This is a genomic window from Lactobacillus sp. ESL0259 (assembly GCF_003693045.1).
GTDB lineage: Bacteria > Bacillota > Bacilli > Lactobacillales > Lactobacillaceae > Lactobacillus > Lactobacillus melliventris.
Genome location: NZ_REHP01000009.1, coordinates 50,133 through 67,096 on the forward strand (window position 1 = coordinate 50,133; position 16,964 = coordinate 67,096).

Genomic DNA, 16,964 nt, shown 5'->3' on the forward strand with positions numbered 1-16,964 from the left:
CATTCAATAACGGAATAATACGCTGCTTTTATTTACAAGCCATTTTCACTCATTTGTTTTAATGTTAAGTCCAGATGCTCTAATACGCGTTTTTTGCCTAAGAGCTCCATCGCTTCGCCAATTCCTGGTCCTACCATTGATCTCGTGGTAGCGATTCTGATTGGCATAAACAAACGTCTGCCCTTAATTTTAGTTGCTTGACGAGTTGCCTGAACCGCATTCATAATTTGCGGAGCAGTAAACCGGGGAATTAAATCAATTTGCTTCTTAAATTCCTCAATTACTGGTCTGGCTTCATCCTGACGAATTTCCGCAATTTCTTTTTCACTTAAATCTTTAGGTGCATTAAAGAAAATCTTTGCCAGATCCACAATTTGTTTTGTATAAGACATTTGGACAGAATAAATATTAACCAATTGCCTTACCCATTCCATCTTTTCCGGATTGGGATCTTTTTCAACCAAACCAGCTTCCTGCAGATTATTAAGTGCTAAATCTAAAAGAGTGTCCCGGTCAGCTTTCTTAATATACTGGTTGTTAATCCATTCCAGTTTTTTCTGGTCAAAAGCAGCAGGAGAATTTGACAAACGCGCAGGATCAAATTGCTTAATTAATTCTCGTTGACTGAAAATTTCACTCTCGCCCACAGGAGACCAGCCCAATAAAGTAATAAAGTTAAACATTGCATCAGGCAAATAACCTAAATCTCTATATTGTTCAATGAATTGTAAAACAGATTCATCACGCTTAGAAAGTTTCTTACCTGTTTCAGAATTAATAATCAAAGTCATATGACCAAACTTTGGCGGCTGCCAGCCTAATGCCTCATAAACCGCTAATTGTTTTGGGGTGTTTGAAACGTGATCATCTCCACGCAAAACATGAGTGATTTCCATCAGGTGATCATCAATAACAACAGCAAAGTTATAAGTTGGCATACCATCGCGCTTTTGAATGACAAAATCGCCACCAATAGTATCAGATTCGAAACTTAGATGTCCCTTAACAATATCATCCCAAGAATATGTTTCCATTTCAGGAATGTGGATACGAACAACCGGCTTTAAGCCCTTCTTTTCTGCTTCTTCTTGCTTTTGAGCAATTTCAGCAGCTGTCATGCCCTCATATTCGTAAGTATAGTGGGGCGCAATTCCCATGGCCCGCTGTTCTTCACGCTGCTCTTCTAATTCTTCTTCAGTTTTATAAGAATAATAAGCTTTGCCCTCATCAATCAGCTGTTTGATATATTTATTGTAAATATCCTTACGCTCAGATTGACGGTATGGGCCATAAGCGCCACCTTTATCAGGACCTTCATCCCAATCGATACCAAGCCAGTGCAGGTTTTCCATTTGCGACTGCGAGCCGCCTGCAACATTCCGTTTCTGGTCCGTATCCTCAATTCTTAAAACAAAAGTGCCCTTATTATGCCGCGCGAATAAGTAATTAAATAGCGCAGTCCGTGCATTACCAATATGTAAATGCCCCGTTGGACTTGGGGCATATCTTACCCGAATTTTTTGTTTAGCCAAAATTCATGCCTCTTTCAAAAAGTAAATATAAACAATTTAAGTTTACGCGTAATAGTCAAAAAGTTCAATATTCGTTAGCCTAAAACCAGTTTTAATGCTTGCGGAATACTTGAAACCGGAATAATTTCAATATCTGCGTTTTTCAGGCTGGTATGCATATTATGTTTGGGAATAAAAATACGCTTAAACCCAGTTTTTGCTGCTTCCTTAATTCGCGCATCTATTTGATTAACTCGCCTTACTTCACCAGTTAAACCGACTTCGCCTACAAAACAATCTGTGGGCAAAATTTCCTGATTTTTATAGCTAGACGCTATAGCCATCACTACAGCCAAATCGACAGCGGGTTCGTTAAGGCGTATTCCACCGGTAGCTGTTAAATAGACATCCTGATTTTGCAACATTAAGTTGCCCCGTTTTTCCAAAACTGCTAAAAGCAGTCCAGCGCGGTTATAATCAATACCAGATGTAGTTCTTTTAGCATAGCCAAAAGCAGTGGGTGTAACTAATGCCTGAATCTCTGCCAAAATAGGACGAGTCCCTTCGAGTGAAACGACAATAGCAGACCCGGTTGACTTCGGTAAACGCTCATCCAAAAAAATAGCAGACGGGTTAGTAACTTCTTTTAAACCATTATTAACCATTTCAAACATGCCGATTTCATTAGCTGCGCCAAATCTGTTTTTAACGGAATGCAAAATACGGTAGGCATGGTGTTCATCACCTTCAAAATAAAGAACAGTGTCAACCATGTGCTCCAAAATTTTAGGGCCGGCAATTGCCCCTTCCTTTGTAACATGGCCAATAACAAAAACGGTAATAGCATCCATTTTTGCTATTTTCATTAACTCACTTGTAACTTCCCTTACTTGTGATGCTAAACCCGTCATTGAGTCTAAGCTAGGTTCATTCATAGTTTGAATTGAGTCAATGACAACAAAGTCAGGTGCTAAAGCGGCAATTTGCTGGCGAATATCTTCCATATCAGTTTCTGGATAAAGCATCATATCATTAGCCGGCAGTCCCAAGCGATCTGCTCTTAACTTGATTTGATTAGCTGATTCTTCACCGGAAACGTACAATACTTTATATTTACCAGCTAGTTCGCTCATGATTTGCAACATTAAAGTCGACTTGCCAATTCCTGGATCACCACCGATTAAGACTAAGGAGCCTGGAACAATGCCCCCACCTAGAACCCTGTTCAATTCTTCCATACTAGTCTGAATGCGTTCTTCTTTTTCAGCCTTAACATTTTCCAGCTTAACCGGTTCACTTATTCCGGTTTTCTTGATCAAGCGACTAGGGCTGCCTTTAGTTGAGCGATTTTGCACCGCTTCAGTTTCCTTTTCAAACTGATTCCAGGCACCGCAATTAGGACAGCGTCCTAAATAGCTGGCAGAAATATAGCCACAAGAACGACATTTATACTTTGTTTTAAGTTTTGCCATTTAGCTTTCCTTCTTATTAGTTGAGCCAAAACCGCTTAACCTTTGCCTGTCAATAGGCAGATCATTATCGGTTTTTAAATAATGAACAAAAATCCCCTGACCAATTCGATCCCCCTTGTGAATCTGAATTGGTCTGACGCCATAATTAATTAACTGTACGAAAATTTCACCTTCATTGTCATCATTATTGTAATAATCCGCATCGATGACGCCCACGCCATTTGGCAAAGAAAGATTTTTTTTAAAAGTATTTGAAGAGCGGTTAGCCAATATTAACACTTCATCTTCAGGCATATAAGCCTTTACACCTGTCGGAATCAAAAACGGCTTGAGCACATGTTCGGCCATTTCATAGTCTTGTTCGTATAGCTGATGACCATTACGAATTAACCGAAAAATACGCACAAAATTAAGCCGCCAAATACTGGGAATTAAAACGTCTTTTGCTGCTGCTAAATCATAGCCTGCGCTGGCAATTGTTTGTCTTCTAGGTAACGCCACATTTTTATTTTTATATTTAGATACAATTTCAAAGCCCCGAATTTTCTCCATGTTATCTCCTTTAAAAATCTTTAAACACTATTTTACATTAATTTACTGCTGTGTTTTAAAATCTTATATAATTAGTTTGGTAAAATTAGCTGAAATATTAAAGTTTGAAGGAAGAATAAATGTTTAACTTAGATAACCCTCACCAATTTTTTCGCGAAGATGATGATAATGGCGAAACTATTTGCAGCTGGACCATGGATAAAATTAAGCGCAAAGACGCTACTGTCTGGATAATGAGCCATTTCTTTATCAACCCCAAAATAGACAGTATCAAGATTTTACACAAACAAATGGCAACAGTAATGTTTATTGCTCAAGAATCTCACTTACCTGTTTGGCCACTTGATCCTTTAGTTATTAAATACTTTGAGAAGCATTCGGAATTTCATTCGATCTGGTATCATAAGCCAAATCCAGCAAACAAAAATATATAAACATTTCAGATTAAATAGGTAAAGCAAAAGCAAATATATTTTTAACAATAATTAAATTTTCAAAGATAGACTACTTTATTTAGTTAGGCTAAAATAGTATTAGTTTGTTTAAGGAGGATTTTAATATAAATGACAAAAGAAATTACAAGTGCAGCCATTGATAAATTTACAAAAGACTTATCAAATCATGCTGGAATTAATATTGCCAGTCATGCTGCTCAAGAAAACGGCATTTTTAAGGCAAGTCAAAATTTGCAATCAAAAATTGATTTAACACCTACTTTTTCCGTAGAGATTGATACCGGTAAACCTGCTGATCAAAAGCAGTCTGGTCGCTGCTGGATGTTTTCTGCATTAAATACTATGCGTCACCCATTGCAAAAAGAATTTAAGATTAAGGATTTTGAATTATCTCAAAATTACACTAACTTCTGGGACAAATTTGAAAAATCAAACTTCTTCTTTGAAAATGTAATTGCGTCAGCTAAGAAGCCACTCGGTGACCGTAAGGTAAGCTTCTTATTCGCAACCCCCCAACAAGATGGTGGTCAATGGGACATGTTATGTGGATTAGTTGAAAAGTATGGTATTGTACCCAAGTCTGTTTATCCAGAAACTGCCAACTCAAACAATTCTGGAGCCTTAAATGATACTTTAAATACTCTTTTGCGTAAAGACGGCTTAGAATTACGTGATTTGGTCAATGCAGGTAAGTCAGAAGACGAGATTGAAAAACGTAAAAACGAATTGTTAAATGATGTTTTCCGCATTTTAGCTATTTCATTAGGCGTACCACCAAAGAAATTTGACTTTGAATATAAAGATGATGATGGTAACTACCACCGTGAAGCTGGTATTACTCCTAAAGAATTCTTTGATAAATTTGTGGGCATGAACTTAGAAGACCATGTTTCAATTATTAACTCCCCTACTGATGACAAGCCATATCACAAAGTCTTTTCAGTTGAGTACTTAGGTAATGTAGTTGGCGGCAGACAAGTACGTCATCTTAACGTCAAAATCTCAGAAATGAAAGACTTGATTATTAAACAACTGAAAGCCGGAGAAGTTGTTTGGTTTGGTTCAAATGTTGGTAAAGATTCAGAAAGACAACTGGGCCTGCTTGATACTAACATTTATAAGCGTGATGAGCTATTTGACGTTGACTTTTCAATGTCAAAGGCAGACAAGCTTGATTCAAGTGAAAGTATGATGGATCATGCCATGGTTATCACCGGCGTTGACTTAGTCGATGACAAGCCTACTAAATGGAAGATTGAAAATTCCTGGGGAGAAAAACCTGGCTTTAAAGGCTACTTTGTCATGAGTGATTCTTGGTTTGATGATTTTGTTTACCAAGCCGTTATTAACAAGAAATTCTTACCTGATGATTTAAGAACAGCCTTTGATGAAGGAGCTAAAGATCCGATTCAATTATTACCATGGGATCCAATGGGCGCTTTGGCTTTTAAATAAAGTTATTTTTTCCGTTCAAAAAGTTAAATATTAAAAAGCATTGAGAAATTTGGTGGTTATATCACCTTGAAGTTTTCCCAATGCTTTTTTATACGCTTTGAATAGGTATTTAAAATTGTTTTTCCTGTAGTATTCCCCGCTGCAATACGAATTGACGATCGTATTTAAGCTCACTAATTTGATCATGGCTGGCAACCACTATAATTTTATTTTGCTGTCTTAATTTTTTAAGCATAGCTACAAATAAGCCAATGCTCTCTTGATCAATTCCACGTGTCGGCTCATCAAGCAAAATAATATTTTGGTTTTCCATCACAGCCTGGATGATGCCCACCTTTTGCCTCATACCAACAGAATACTTGACCATGGGTTCCGGATCGTCAGGATCAAGCATAAAGTACTGTAGTAAATCCCTAACTTCTTTCTCATTAAAGCGCTTGTTAAGATTAGCCAGAAAATGAAGGTTAGACATGGCTGACTCATATTCCAAAAAATTGGGATTTTCAATTAATGCCCCAACAATATCTTTTTCATCCAGCTTAATTTCACCGCTGTCAGGCTTTAACAAACCGGTAATAATCTTAAAAATGGTAGACTTTCCAGAACCGTTAATACCTGAAATATGAATTAGTTCTCCTGGCTTAGCTGTCAAAGATACGCTTTTTAAAACCAGCTTCTGACCAAATGACTTTTTTATCTGCTTAAGCTCTAACATTATTTCTCCTTAAAAGCCACCATAAATTTCATGGATAGCCCGATATAACTCGTCATACACGGGACTATAATTTATTAAAATATTTTTTTCTATATAGTAGTGATAAATTAAATCTATGATTATCGCCATTAGCAATAATAAATAAGGCCTATGCCAGTTATAGCCACCAACTAACAGCCAAAGTAGAAGCAAAAAAACCAGCACGTGTAGTAGTATGAGTTCAATGCCCACAATTGGGTTACCAAATTTAAATATGGGATAATCAGTTAAAAAATACGGAACAAAAAGACCTAATAAAAAAATTAAACAATAAATTGTAGCCAGTACCATTAAGTGAAATGTCATCCACTTATTCTTTTTTCGCACCGTCACAAACACGTTGATGTTACGAAAAGTAAGTACCTGCTTATAAAATAGCAAGAAGACCGCTGGCTGCAAATACAGTGATACCATGTGAAAATTGAGGTATTCATTTGGCAATTCCATGGTTTCTGGTGAACCTGTTTTTATAAGTATAATGCTTCCCATTAGTCCTATCAAAAATATGATGAAACCAATTAAAACAAGTCTGCAGGATATTCTTTTTAAGCGCATGATTAGCCCAGCTTTCTTTTCTGCTGCCACAGTTTGATTAAGTAAGCAGCAAGTAACAGATAAAGCAATGCAACCAAAACAAAAAGCAAATATGAATTAATCGGTGGCAAGCGAGATCCTAACGCAAACTGTCCCGGTGCAAGTACAGCAAATGGAAACCACAAATACGAGAGAAAGAGCAAAAATTCATTGCCCAGTGATATTATGAATGACAATAAGGTTAAACCCATCCCTACACACGGGCCCAAAACTAGATAAATACTATTTTTTGATACAAACAGACCAATACTGAAAATTAAAACAGCAAAAATACCCCAGCCAATAGCAGATAATATAACATACGAACATAAGTCAATTAGTTGGTTAGTGGAAAAATATCCTGGTCTGGCACCAATGTATAATTTGATAGGTCTGGTTTTAAAGAAAAAGGGATAATAAAATAAGTTAATTAATACTAACTGGTAAAGATTAGTTATTAAAGAAAATACTACACCAATAATAAAGGAGTTAATACTCCCTGCTTTAATAAAACCATGATATCCAATTCTTTGCTGGACAGCGCTAAACATATTATTATTTTTAAAATAGATTAAGAGACCAGCTCCAAAGATAGGTACTAAGGCCAACAAAATAACTAAATTTATAATATTTTCGTTCCAACCATTAGGCTGAATTGAAAAGAAAAGCATAACAGAAATGTCAACTGCTTTGCCCTTTAATGGTATTAATCCTGCTTCAGATTTAGCGGCTATAAAAAACTGCCAGGTAAGCAAAAGAAAATAAATAATTAGAAAAATAAGAACAAATTTTTGGGTTCGTTTTAGCATTAGCAGAAGTCCTCTTAACAAATATATCTTTGAATACTATATAAAATATAATATAAATTATAAACTAAAATAGTATGCCAAAAAAGTTAAGAAAAAACTAATTTTCCCCTATTAAAAAATGCTCTTATTGTTGCCTTTATTCATATGATTACTTAAATAAAATTAAAAACCTAACATAGACCTACTTTCTTAACAAAACGCATAAAAGCTACTTTACCCTCTAAAGTTTGTTTGAATACTCCTGCGTCTTCTAAAACGCGAGCAAAAACAAGACCTAATTCTTTTTGCAAAATTTGATCCACATTTGTATTTGTTATTTCATACTTACGGCTAATTTCCTTAGCCCAGTCAAGATGCATGGGTGCAATACTGTTAGGCTGGTTAAGCAAAAACTTTTTTACCTCAAGTAATTCAGACTTCAATCGTGGCGGAAAAATTGCTAATCCCATTACTTCAATTAAGCCGATATTTTCCTTTTTAATGTGTTGTACATCAGCATGGGGATGGAAAATTCCATCAGGATATTTATCTGAAGTCTGATTGTCTCTGAGAACTAAATCAAGTTCATAAGTTTGTCCATGTAAACGAGCAATTGGGGTAATAGTATGGTGAGGGGTATTGTCTGTAAATGCCCGAACTGTTACTTTTTCATCACTATATTTTCTCCAGTTTATTAAAATTTTATTTGCTAATTTGATTAAGCTATTTTTATTCAGACCGCGTAAACGGATCACAGACATGGGCCACTTGACGATACCTGCTTCGACATCATCAAATTCCTTAAAATTAAGTTTTTTATCAATTGGTGCTTTTTCCATCGGAAAGCGATGCTTGCCACCCTGATAATGTTCGTGCGCCAAAATCGAACCGCCTACGATTGGCAAATCCGCATTGCTACCAACAAAATAGCCCGGAAATTTAGCCACAATTTCCAGTAAATTAGCAAAAGTTTGTTCATTGATTACCATTGGTTCATGCTTTGGCGCTAAGAAAATGCAGTGCTCATTAAAATATGCATAAGGAGAATATTGAAAACCCCAGGTTTCATCTCCTAAATGAAAGCGAATGATACGGTGATTGGTGCGCGCTGGATAATTTACATGACCGAGGTAGCCCTCATTCTCCATACACAACTGACACTTTGGGTATGACTTTACTTTAGCATTCTTGGCTGCTGCAATTTCTTTAGGATCTTTTTCCGGTTTGGAAAGATTAATCGTAATTTCTAGATCGCCGTATTTACTTGCGGCTGTAAAATAAATATTTTTTGCAATAGCTCTAGTTTTAATATAATCACTATCTTTACCCATTTGGTAAAAATCAGCTATCGCTTTTTGAGGCGAGCGTTCATATGTTTTCCAAAAGTTATGGTTAACAATGCTTGGTCTAGGCACAATCAGGTTCATTAATTGTGCGTCTAGGACATCCTTAGCAGAGTTACTGGCTGAGCACTTCCCTGAATTTTGAGCAACCTGAATCAACTCGTCTTTAAGATCCAGTAGACCTTCCTTATTGGTTGTTACTTTTCTTGCCTCATCGCCAACAAGGGCCAAAATTCTATTTCTCAAATAAATACGATCAAGTTCAGTAAAATCGCTGTGGGCAATAACTTGCGTAATAAAATTATCAATTAGATTCGTTTTATCCATCTCAACTTTCCAATATTATAAAACTTTTGTACCATCAGCAGTTTCTGCAATATAAAATGAAGGTAAATAGCCAATTTCTTCTTGATAAATATCAGCGACATTTTTTTCAAAAGCTTCAACTTCGTTCTTGGCAACCAAAGCTATTGCACAGCCACCAAAACCAGCACCAGTCATTCTTGCACCCAAAACTCCAGGTTGCTTCCAAGCAGTATGAACCAATGTATCAAGTTCTTTACCCGTCACTTCATAGTCATACTCTAAAGAGACGTGTGAAGCATTCATTAGGTGACCAAACTCATTTAAATCACCCTTTTGCAGTGCTTTTTCAGCGTTTAATGTGCGTTCATTTTCCCAGACTGCATGACGGCAGCGTTTCAGCAGGTTTTCTGTTGGCAAAAGATAACTATTTTCATCAAAAGCTAAATTATCCAATTCACCAAGCGACTGAATTGACAGTTTCTCCTGCAAAAGGTGCAGACCCTTTTCACATTCTGCTCTACGTTCATTATATTTTGAGTCTGCTAAGGTCCGTTTTTTGTTAGTATTCATAATAACAATGACATTATCCTTCAAATCAAGGGGTACCAGCTCAGACTCTACCTTTTCAGTATCCAGCAGAATGGCGTGATCTTTTTTACTCATGGCAACTGCATATTGATCCATAATACCAGAGTTAACACCGATAAAGTCATTTTCGGTTTTAACTCCCAGTTTAACGATTTCTAACTTAGAAAAAGATAATTGAAATTGATCCTGCAATAAAACGCCAATTAACATTTCTAAGGCTGCAGACGAAGACAGTCCTGCACCATCCGGAATATTGCCATTAATATAGATATTAAGTCCATGATCAATCTTGGCCCCATTTTCGAGCATAAAATGAAGCATTCCTTTTGCATAGTTTGCCCATGAATCTTCTTTGGCAAACTGCAGCTGGTGCATATCGGTTTCAACTACTCCCATATCGGCAAAATTTGCAGAATAAAAGCAAAATCTTTCATCAGTCCGCGGACTGGCTGCACCATAAATTCCTAAAGATATTGCACAGGGGAACACATGACCACCATTATAATCTGTGTGCTCACCGATTAAGTTAATTCTACCAGGCGAAAAATAACAGCCGGTTGGTTCTTGGTGATAAATATTGCTAAATTCTTGCTTGAGTTCTTTAATTTTCATTTGTTTTCATTTCCTTTTAAAAGCGCTATCAAAACACTGACAATTAAATTATACTTCATTATAATTTACCAGCAAGGCTTGAAAAGGAATTCTCAATATTAAAAAAGAGTTTCGTTTTGTCGAAACTCTTTTCAAGGCTATTACCAAATATGTAATAATCTATCCGAATGTAATTTACATAAATTGAATTGATGCACATGCTGTGGCCGGCTTTGGGGAAATTGCTCCAAAAAATCAGCCGGATTAGCTAGTCCCGTAGAATATGACCAAACACTTTTAACCTTTTTAATAGGATCAAGCATTTCATTTCTAACCGGATACGCAGAAATCAAAAAATGTTTGTGATGAAATTTGAATACAAAAAACGGTAAGCGAAACTGATTGACAACTTCATCCTTGGTTTTGCCAATCGTAACTACATTACGATATGTACCATACTTTTCTGTAAATAAATCATTAAAAGAAAAATAAAAATTGGAAATATGCACATGAGGAAAGTTCTCTTCTGTAACTTTATCAGGAATTGCGATGACGTGAGCAAAATGATCCAAATTACTTTCCTTTTGCGATAATGCTTTACCTAACTGATTAGGGCTTATCACATGCGCCCACTCAGGCACATCAAAGTTATCTTGATATGATAAAAACATTTCCTTAATCACATTAGGCTTAACCCAATCATACTGTCTGCGAATTTCATTACGATTCAATAAATTTCGCAAAGTTTTATGATACATTAAATCAACGACAAATAACTCATAATGATAACGCTCGACCCAGGGTTGATAATGTTCGATGTTTTCCGTAAAAATATGCGTACTATCTACAATAACTGTTTCGCCGCGTTTCATTTTTTCTTCTACGAGGTAATCCACCACTTTTTCCGTTTGCTCGTTTGCATAACGGGGAATAACTTGATGTAAGCAATCTGTTTCTTCTTCATAATAATAGGTTAGATTCGCCAATAACAATCTGATCTGATCACGACTAATTGCATATGGCTGTAAGTGATGACGAGAAATAAATGAAGATTTACCAGAGCCGGGTGCGCCTCGTAATAAAAATATTTTACGCATGCCTCTACTCCAAACTAAAAATGTAAAATTTAAATGATATCGTATTAAATTTTAACATATAATTGCAGAAATCCTTACTATTGAACTAAAAGCTGCGTAAAATCTTTTTATCAATAATTTTTAAATGTTGATCAAAAGTATAAATTATTGGCTCTGCATTTGGCACCTCAAGCTTGATAATATCGTGATCATTGATATTCTCCAATTTTTTAATTAGTGCGCGCAAACTTGAACCATGAGCCACGACTAATTGATCCTCACCCATTTTTAACCTGTTGGCAATATTGTCTTGATAATAAGGTAACACTCTCTTTTGTGTCTGATAAAGACTTTCAGCTCTTGGCAAGAGGTGAATGTCACAACTGGCATAGCGTCTAGAAGTCACTTTTTCACCCAAAGGAGGAACAGCGTAAAAGCCACGTCGCCATTCTAACACTTGCTGTTTACCAAATATTTTGCGTGACTCGTCTTTATTTATCCCACGTAATTTGCCATAATGTCTTTCGTTTAAACGCCAAGTCTTAGTAACAGGTAAATATAAAAAATGACAAATATCAGCCACTATATTAGCTGTCACAATTGCCCGAGTTAAAACAGAAGTATGGATATGAGTAGGCTTAAAATCGGTAATTTCCTTAATCAATTTGCCGGCGGATTCTGCTTGTTTTCGTCCTTTAACAGTTAAACCAACATCATTCCAGCCAGTATATACATTAGACTTATTGGCTGTACTTTCACCATGTCTTAACAATACCAACTTAACCATTTTACTTTACCCAGTGCATTATGATTAAAATCAAACCACTAATAGTAAAAATGATGCCTAATATCATAAAAGGAGTTACTCCTCGATTATGATTGCGGTACCGTCTGTTATAAGCATAGGCAATATCATATAAGCCGACTATCAAAACGATAACAGCAGTAAAAATACTGATTTTCAAAATTATCTTTCTCCTACTTACTCTCGATCAGTTACAATCATTTTATCATTTTTTCCGCGTTCACATTCAACTTGAAAATTAATATGGTTAATACCTAATTTTTGCAATTTTGCGCTAATTTTTTGAGTCAGTAATTCAAACTTTCTAGCAGTCAAATCAGGATCAACATTAACGTGCGCATCAAGCATGATATAACGATCGCTATAACGCCACAGATGTACATGATGCATGTTTTTTATTTCTGGAAACGATAAAACTATTCTATTAATTTCTTCCAAATCAATATCGGGATTGGATTCCATCAAGATATTTGCTGCTTTGCCAGTTATTTCACAAGCTTCATGAAACACAAAAACTGAAACCAGTAAGGTCATTAACGGATCAATCCAGCTAATGTGCCAGTAGTAAATAAAAATAGCACCTATTACCACTGCTACGCTTGAAAGAGCATCACTCAGCATATGCATAAATGTAGAGCGCACATTTAAGTTTTTTTCGCCACCTTGATTCATCACGAGCATTGAAATTACATTTGACACAAGTCCAATAATGGCAACGATAAGCATAACGCCACCACTAATTTTGGTTGGTGTCCAAAATCTTTCAATCGCTTCAATAAATAGGACGATACTGATTAATATCAAGATAATTCCATTGGTAAAGGCAGCCAAAGTTTCAGCTCGCTCATAACCAAAAGTTTTATTCTTATTGTTGCGCCTGTTGCTGATAATGTGAGCCACGAATGAAATGATTATTGCACCAACATCACTGAGATTATGAACTGCGTCTGATAATAAGGATAAAGACCCCGAAACAAACCCGCCAATAAATTCAGCAACCGTAATAACAACATTCAACCCAGTTACATACGCAAATCTTTTTGTAGTGTGATCCTTCATAATTTTCCTTTCAATGCTTAAGGGCGAAAAAAGTCCTACTTTTAAGCAGGACTTTACATATCTTCAGCATTTACATTATAATCTACAATTTCAAAATTGCCATCTTCACGAAGTATTCCCCGAGTTACACTACCATTATTGGGAAAATTAATATCGTGAAGACCGTCACTCTGGTTCCAATACTTAATCGCCAAGGTTTTTAAAAAATCACCATGGGAGACTAACAAAACTCTCTTCTCATTTTTAGTTAATTCATGAAGAACATTAATCGCCCTTACCATTCGTTCATCCAGTTCTTTTTTATTTTCAGCTAAATGACGTGGATCAGCCTTTTTGGTTGCTTCGCGAAACTCATAAATACCAACTTGATTGATAATTTTAGTTACATCTGTCTGTGGTCCAACACCTGCTGCTAGTGCAACCTGTCTCCATGTGTCCTCAATATCATCACCTTCAAAGGAGCCAAAAAATACTTCTCGAAATTCGGGTAATTTTTTAATTTTACCGATTTCCGAAACTTGATTCGCATCTTTCATCAAGTGAACTGTATCAATTGCACGTTTTAAATCAGAAGAATACATATTGTCAAAACGAACTTGACTTAAAGCTCGTGCAGTAATCTTCAGATCATTAATTCCTTTAACCGTTAAGGGAGAATCACACCATCCTTGAACCTTGTTTAACTGATTAAACATTGTTTCGCCGTGGCGGACAAAATAAATTTCTGTTGCCAATTTGCATTCTCCTTCCTTTATAACGTGTTTTAAACTATAACATATATGCTTTGTAAAAGAAATACCCAGCTTGAATAAAAGCTAAAGTTGCAATAAAGATGCGGATATATTTGGCTGGAACCTTGCGCAAAATGTCCATCCCCAAATAACCACCAATGAACATGCCGATAGCAAGAGGAATGGCTTGCAGCCAATATATTCGCGAGGTAAAAATAAAGACTATTAGTGCTACCAGATTTGCCAGACCGCAGATCACATTTTTAATTGCATTAACGACGATAAACTTTTCATCAGTTATATATGTTAATAAAACTAGCACAATTACTCCACCAGCTGCTCCAAAATACCCAGTGTAAATGCCCATCCCTAATAATGCAGCAATATAAAAAATTTCCTGCCACAGTGGTCTTTTATGCGGCTCTAAACTATGATGCTTACCTGAAACAATTACCAAAACACCCGAACCAGCAATAAAAATGGGTACAATTTTTTCAAAAACACTTGAAGGAAAGGCTAGCAATAACTTACAACCAATTAAGGAGCCAACAACCGTGAATATAGCATAAAAGGCCACTTGGCGCCAATGGCCCTTGAGTTCTTTCGTCGAAGAAATCGTAGATCCTATACTAGTCCAAATTAAGGCAGCATCATTTGTGACATTGGCATAAACTGGTGGGATTCCAACCGCTAATAGTACTGGATATGAAGCAAGAGAAGCCATTGAAGCTACTGAAGACAATAATCCACTGGCCACGCCTCCTATTAAAATAAAAATTACTGAAAAAATAGCTGCCATTAAATTAAGCTCCCTCTTTAACGTTAATTTCTATTATAATGCTCTTGAAAAATAATTTAAGCAGGTATTTTAATTCTGACCAATTGTCTATTTAATAATGAAGTTTGATTTAACAAATTAGTCTCTAACTAATAATTACTGAAATATTATAGTTTTTACACACAAAAAAAGAATTAACTTTAGTCGATAATAAAGCCAATTCTTCTCTAAAATAAATATTTTGTTTTAAATTCATCTCTCAGTAACTCAAGTTACTTAATATCCTTTCTTACTCAACAGATATGAGTAACAAGTTGGAAGTAAAATAACTATAATAGTGATGGATATAACCGACCAATACATTTCCCAATAAGAAGTTAGAAGCAGAACAATGCCGCTGATAAAAAAGATCCATCCGGCAAATCTGTGTGTTTTACGCCAATTTTCCGTATTATTCAAAGTCCATGGTAATTTAATGCCAACGACATGATTGGGACTAACTTTAGGCAGATAATTACCAAAAATAATAAAGAACAGTCCCAAAAAAGCACTAAGCACAAAGGAGCCTTTTACTTTATGACCCAGTGCATAGGCATAAAGTGACAGATTTACGATATTAGTAATAATAGGAACAAGCCAAAGGGTAATATTAACTATCTTAAAATCAAGATTTTTGGTTTCTTTTTGATTGCGAAAGATAAGTAATACCATAACTTGAAGGATAATTCCCAAAAAAGGCAGACCAATAATGACCCATAATTTATTGCTAAAAGCATTTGGCATGTTATTCATCCCAAAGTGTGTAGCCATTTTTTGCGGCAAACGATTATATAAAAATGCTCCGGTCAAAATTGGAAATAAGATTAGCAGAAGCGAGATTAATTCTGTTTGACGAATACTATTTTTTTTCATCATGATCTCCTTTCAGATCAACAAGCCAACCCATAATTTCTTCTATAATAGAAGTGTTTAGCGAATAATAAATAAAGTTTTTTTCGTGTTCTTCTTCAATTAAATCAGCCTTTTTCAGCATATTAAGGTGGTACGAAATAGTAGCTTTAGTCATATTAAAATGATTAGCAATGTCTCCTGCCGACATAGGTCCATTTTTTAAAAGCTGCAATATTTTGCGACGCACTGGATCTGACAAGGCCTTAAAACTAGCCTCAAAACTCACATCAGTTTCTTTTCCTTTCTATTTAGACAAACTTCTAATTAGATATTTGTCTAAATAGTATCACATTTTTCGCAAAAAACAATAATTCTTAACATAGTAATTAAAAATTCTTGAACTATAGTAAAAACAATAAAACTATTTAAGTGGCTGTTTGAAAATTCAGACAAATTATGAATAAAACTTGTTCATAAATATTTGGCTTTAATTTGGCTTAGCTAATCGTTATAATGCAGACAGTTGGATAATGAAAGGAAAAATACACTTGGCAAAATTTGAAACATTGATTTTTATTCTTGAGGGAAGCTTATTAAACGAAAAAGTTGCAGAACAAAATGCACTTAGGAAGACATTGAAGTTGGCAGGCAGAGATTTTGGTCCAGCTGAACGCATACAATATAATTCATTACAAGAAAAGACTAAATTACTAGGATTTGATGGACGCATTAAATTAACTTTGCAGGAATTCTTTAAAAATGACTGGATTTCTGCGAAACAGGCTTTTGACAACCAGCTGCAAAAACAAGATCAGTTAAATAAAGATGTCTTGCCTTTTTTAGATGAAGTGCAAAATAAAGTTAACTTGATTTTGCTGACAAAAGAGAAAAAAGATGTGGCCTCATCCCGCATGCAAGATACAGAACTAATAAATTATTTTTCCGCAGTTTATTTTAGCGATGATTTTGACACAAAATTACCTAATAAAAAAATTCTGTTGTCAATAATACATGAACAAAAGTTGACTCCCGCAACCAGCTTGGTAATAGGAACTGACTTAGCCGATGAAATACAAGGTGCCGAAAATGCCAACTTGGAATCACTCTGGCTTGCTCCTAAAAAAGTAAAAATGCCTATTAGCCCTCACCCCACCTTACATTTAAATAAATTAAGTGATTTATTATTTTACCTGGAATTGAGCTAGTTTATAATAAAGAAAAAGGATTGTGAGGTAA

19 protein-coding genes are annotated in these 16,964 nt (G+C 35.5%); 3 read left to right on the plus strand and 16 right to left on the minus strand.

Annotation, left to right across the window (positions count from 1 at the left end):
• Window positions 1–32: 32 nt before the first annotated feature.
• The 3 genes from gltX to F5ESL0259_RS06190 form a co-directional block, all read right to left on the minus strand.
• Window positions 33–1,532: a glutamate--tRNA ligase gene (gltX, locus tag F5ESL0259_RS06180; RefSeq protein WP_122037846.1), complete on the minus strand. Its 1,500-nt coding sequence runs from the start codon at window positions 1,530–1,532 to the stop codon at window positions 33–35.
• 74 nt (window positions 1,533–1,606) lie between these two features.
• Window positions 1,607–2,983, minus strand: a complete 1,377-nt coding sequence (radA, locus tag F5ESL0259_RS06185; RefSeq protein WP_122037847.1) for a DNA repair protein RadA — start codon at window positions 2,981–2,983, stop codon at window positions 1,607–1,609.
• Window positions 2,984–3,535, minus strand: a complete 552-nt coding sequence (locus F5ESL0259_RS06190) for a dUTP diphosphatase (RefSeq protein ID WP_046325293.1) — start codon at window positions 3,533–3,535, stop codon at window positions 2,984–2,986.
• A gap of 119 nt (window positions 3,536–3,654) precedes the next feature.
• Here F5ESL0259_RS06190 and F5ESL0259_RS06195 point away from each other — a divergent pair, with 119 nt between their 5' ends.
• Window positions 3,655–3,969: a hypothetical protein gene (locus F5ESL0259_RS06195; protein WP_122037848.1), complete on the plus strand. Its 315-nt coding sequence runs from the start codon at window positions 3,655–3,657 to the stop codon at window positions 3,967–3,969.
• A gap of 129 nt (window positions 3,970–4,098) precedes the next feature.
• Window positions 4,099–5,445, plus strand: coding sequence for an aminopeptidase C (pepC, locus tag F5ESL0259_RS06200; RefSeq protein ID WP_122037849.1), 1,347 nt, complete (start codon window positions 4,099–4,101; stop codon window positions 5,443–5,445).
• 109 nt (window positions 5,446–5,554) lie between these two features.
• Here pepC and F5ESL0259_RS06205 read toward each other — a convergent pair whose 3' ends face one another.
• From F5ESL0259_RS06205 to F5ESL0259_RS06265, 13 genes are all read right to left on the minus strand, one after another.
• Window positions 5,555–6,160, minus strand: a complete 606-nt coding sequence (locus F5ESL0259_RS06205) for an ATP-binding cassette domain-containing protein (protein ID WP_122037850.1) — start codon at window positions 6,158–6,160, stop codon at window positions 5,555–5,557.
• A gap of 9 nt (window positions 6,161–6,169) precedes the next feature.
• Complete coding sequence (locus F5ESL0259_RS06210) at window positions 6,170–6,688, minus strand: hypothetical protein (RefSeq protein WP_147446441.1); 519 nt, start codon at window positions 6,686–6,688, stop codon at window positions 6,170–6,172.
• 68 nt (window positions 6,689–6,756) lie between these two features.
• Window positions 6,757–7,581, minus strand: a complete 825-nt coding sequence (locus F5ESL0259_RS06215; protein ID WP_122037852.1) for a hypothetical protein — start codon at window positions 7,579–7,581, stop codon at window positions 6,757–6,759.
• Window positions 7,582–7,751: 170 nt separating this feature from the next.
• Window positions 7,752–9,230, minus strand: a complete 1,479-nt coding sequence (locus tag F5ESL0259_RS06220; RefSeq protein ID WP_122037853.1) for a UDP-glucose--hexose-1-phosphate uridylyltransferase — start codon at window positions 9,228–9,230, stop codon at window positions 7,752–7,754.
• Window positions 9,231–9,245: 15 nt separating this feature from the next.
• Window positions 9,246–10,409, minus strand: a complete 1,164-nt coding sequence (locus tag F5ESL0259_RS06225; protein WP_122037854.1) for a galactokinase — start codon at window positions 10,407–10,409, stop codon at window positions 9,246–9,248.
• A gap of 140 nt (window positions 10,410–10,549) precedes the next feature.
• Window positions 10,550–11,485 carry an AAA family ATPase gene (locus tag F5ESL0259_RS06230; protein WP_122037855.1) on the minus strand — a complete coding sequence of 312 codons (936 nt, stop codon included), beginning with the start codon at window positions 11,483–11,485 and terminating at the stop codon, window positions 10,550–10,552.
• A gap of 85 nt (window positions 11,486–11,570) precedes the next feature.
• Window positions 11,571–12,251 carry a 2,3-diphosphoglycerate-dependent phosphoglycerate mutase gene (locus tag F5ESL0259_RS06235; protein WP_122037856.1) on the minus strand — a complete coding sequence of 227 codons (681 nt, stop codon included), beginning with the start codon at window positions 12,249–12,251 and terminating at the stop codon, window positions 11,571–11,573.
• A gap of 1 nt (window position 12,252) precedes the next feature.
• Window positions 12,253–12,432 carry a hypothetical protein gene (locus tag F5ESL0259_RS06240; protein WP_122037857.1) on the minus strand — a complete coding sequence of 60 codons (180 nt, stop codon included), beginning with the start codon at window positions 12,430–12,432 and terminating at the stop codon, window positions 12,253–12,255.
• Window positions 12,433–12,446: 14 nt separating this feature from the next.
• The gene (locus F5ESL0259_RS06245; RefSeq protein ID WP_122037858.1) at window positions 12,447–13,331 is read right to left on the minus strand and encodes a cation diffusion facilitator family transporter; all 885 of its coding nucleotides are present in this window, start codon (window positions 13,329–13,331) and stop codon (window positions 12,447–12,449) included.
• 50 nt (window positions 13,332–13,381) lie between these two features.
• On the minus strand, window positions 13,382–14,062 hold the full coding sequence (locus F5ESL0259_RS06250) for a histidine phosphatase family protein (protein ID WP_122037859.1): 681 nt from the start codon (window positions 14,060–14,062) through the stop codon (window positions 13,382–13,384).
• 34 nt (window positions 14,063–14,096) lie between these two features.
• Window positions 14,097–14,858 carry a sulfite exporter TauE/SafE family protein gene (locus F5ESL0259_RS06255; protein ID WP_122037860.1) on the minus strand — a complete coding sequence of 254 codons (762 nt, stop codon included), beginning with the start codon at window positions 14,856–14,858 and terminating at the stop codon, window positions 14,097–14,099.
• A gap of 255 nt (window positions 14,859–15,113) precedes the next feature.
• Entirely contained in the window at window positions 15,114–15,752 is a 639-nt protein-coding gene (locus tag F5ESL0259_RS06260; RefSeq protein ID WP_122037861.1) for an SdpI family protein, read from the minus strand.
• Complete coding sequence (locus tag F5ESL0259_RS06265) at window positions 15,736–16,014, minus strand: autorepressor SdpR family transcription factor (RefSeq protein WP_122037862.1); 279 nt, start codon at window positions 16,012–16,014, stop codon at window positions 15,736–15,738. The genes F5ESL0259_RS06260 and F5ESL0259_RS06265 overlap by 17 nt, the downstream gene beginning before the upstream one ends.
• Window positions 16,015–16,276: 262 nt before the next feature.
• Here F5ESL0259_RS06265 and F5ESL0259_RS06270 point away from each other — a divergent pair, with 262 nt between their 5' ends.
• Window positions 16,277–16,933, plus strand: a complete 657-nt coding sequence (locus F5ESL0259_RS06270; RefSeq protein WP_122037863.1) for an HAD family hydrolase — start codon at window positions 16,277–16,279, stop codon at window positions 16,931–16,933.
• Window positions 16,934–16,964 lie beyond the last annotated feature (31 nt).

Bases quoted from the DNA above. Each gene is read 5' to 3' on its own strand.
- radA (WP_122037847.1), bottom strand. From the start codon at position 2,983: ATGGCAAAACTTAAAACAAAGTATAAATGTCGTTCTTGTGGCTATATT.
- F5ESL0259_RS06190 (WP_046325293.1), bottom strand. From the start codon at position 3,535: ATGGAGAAAATTCGGGGCTTTGAAATTGTATCTAAATATAAAAATAAA.
- F5ESL0259_RS06195 (WP_122037848.1), top strand. From the start codon at position 3,655: ATGTTTAACTTAGATAACCCTCACCAATTTTTTCGCGAAGATGATGAT.
- pepC (WP_122037849.1), top strand. From the start codon at position 4,099: ATGACAAAAGAAATTACAAGTGCAGCCATTGATAAATTTACAAAAGAC.
- F5ESL0259_RS06205 (WP_122037850.1), bottom strand. From the start codon at position 6,160: ATGTTAGAGCTTAAGCAGATAAAAAAGTCATTTGGTCAGAAGCTGGTT.
- F5ESL0259_RS06210 (WP_147446441.1), bottom strand. From the start codon at position 6,688: ATGGGAAGCATTATACTTATAAAAACAGGTTCACCAGAAACCATGGAA.
- F5ESL0259_RS06215 (WP_122037852.1), bottom strand. From the start codon at position 7,581: ATGCTAAAACGAACCCAAAAATTTGTTCTTATTTTTCTAATTATTTAT.
- F5ESL0259_RS06220 (WP_122037853.1), bottom strand. From the start codon at position 9,230: ATGGATAAAACGAATCTAATTGATAATTTTATTACGCAAGTTATTGCC.
- F5ESL0259_RS06225 (WP_122037854.1), bottom strand. From the start codon at position 10,409: ATGAAAATTAAAGAACTCAAGCAAGAATTTAGCAATATTTATCACCAA.
- F5ESL0259_RS06230 (WP_122037855.1), bottom strand. From the start codon at position 11,485: ATGCGTAAAATATTTTTATTACGAGGCGCACCCGGCTCTGGTAAATCT.
- F5ESL0259_RS06235 (WP_122037856.1), bottom strand. From the start codon at position 12,251: ATGGTTAAGTTGGTATTGTTAAGACATGGTGAAAGTACAGCCAATAAG.
- F5ESL0259_RS06255 (WP_122037860.1), bottom strand. From the start codon at position 14,858: ATGGCAGCTATTTTTTCAGTAATTTTTATTTTAATAGGAGGCGTGGCC.
- F5ESL0259_RS06260 (WP_122037861.1), bottom strand. From the start codon at position 15,752: ATGATGAAAAAAAATAGTATTCGTCAAACAGAATTAATCTCGCTTCTG.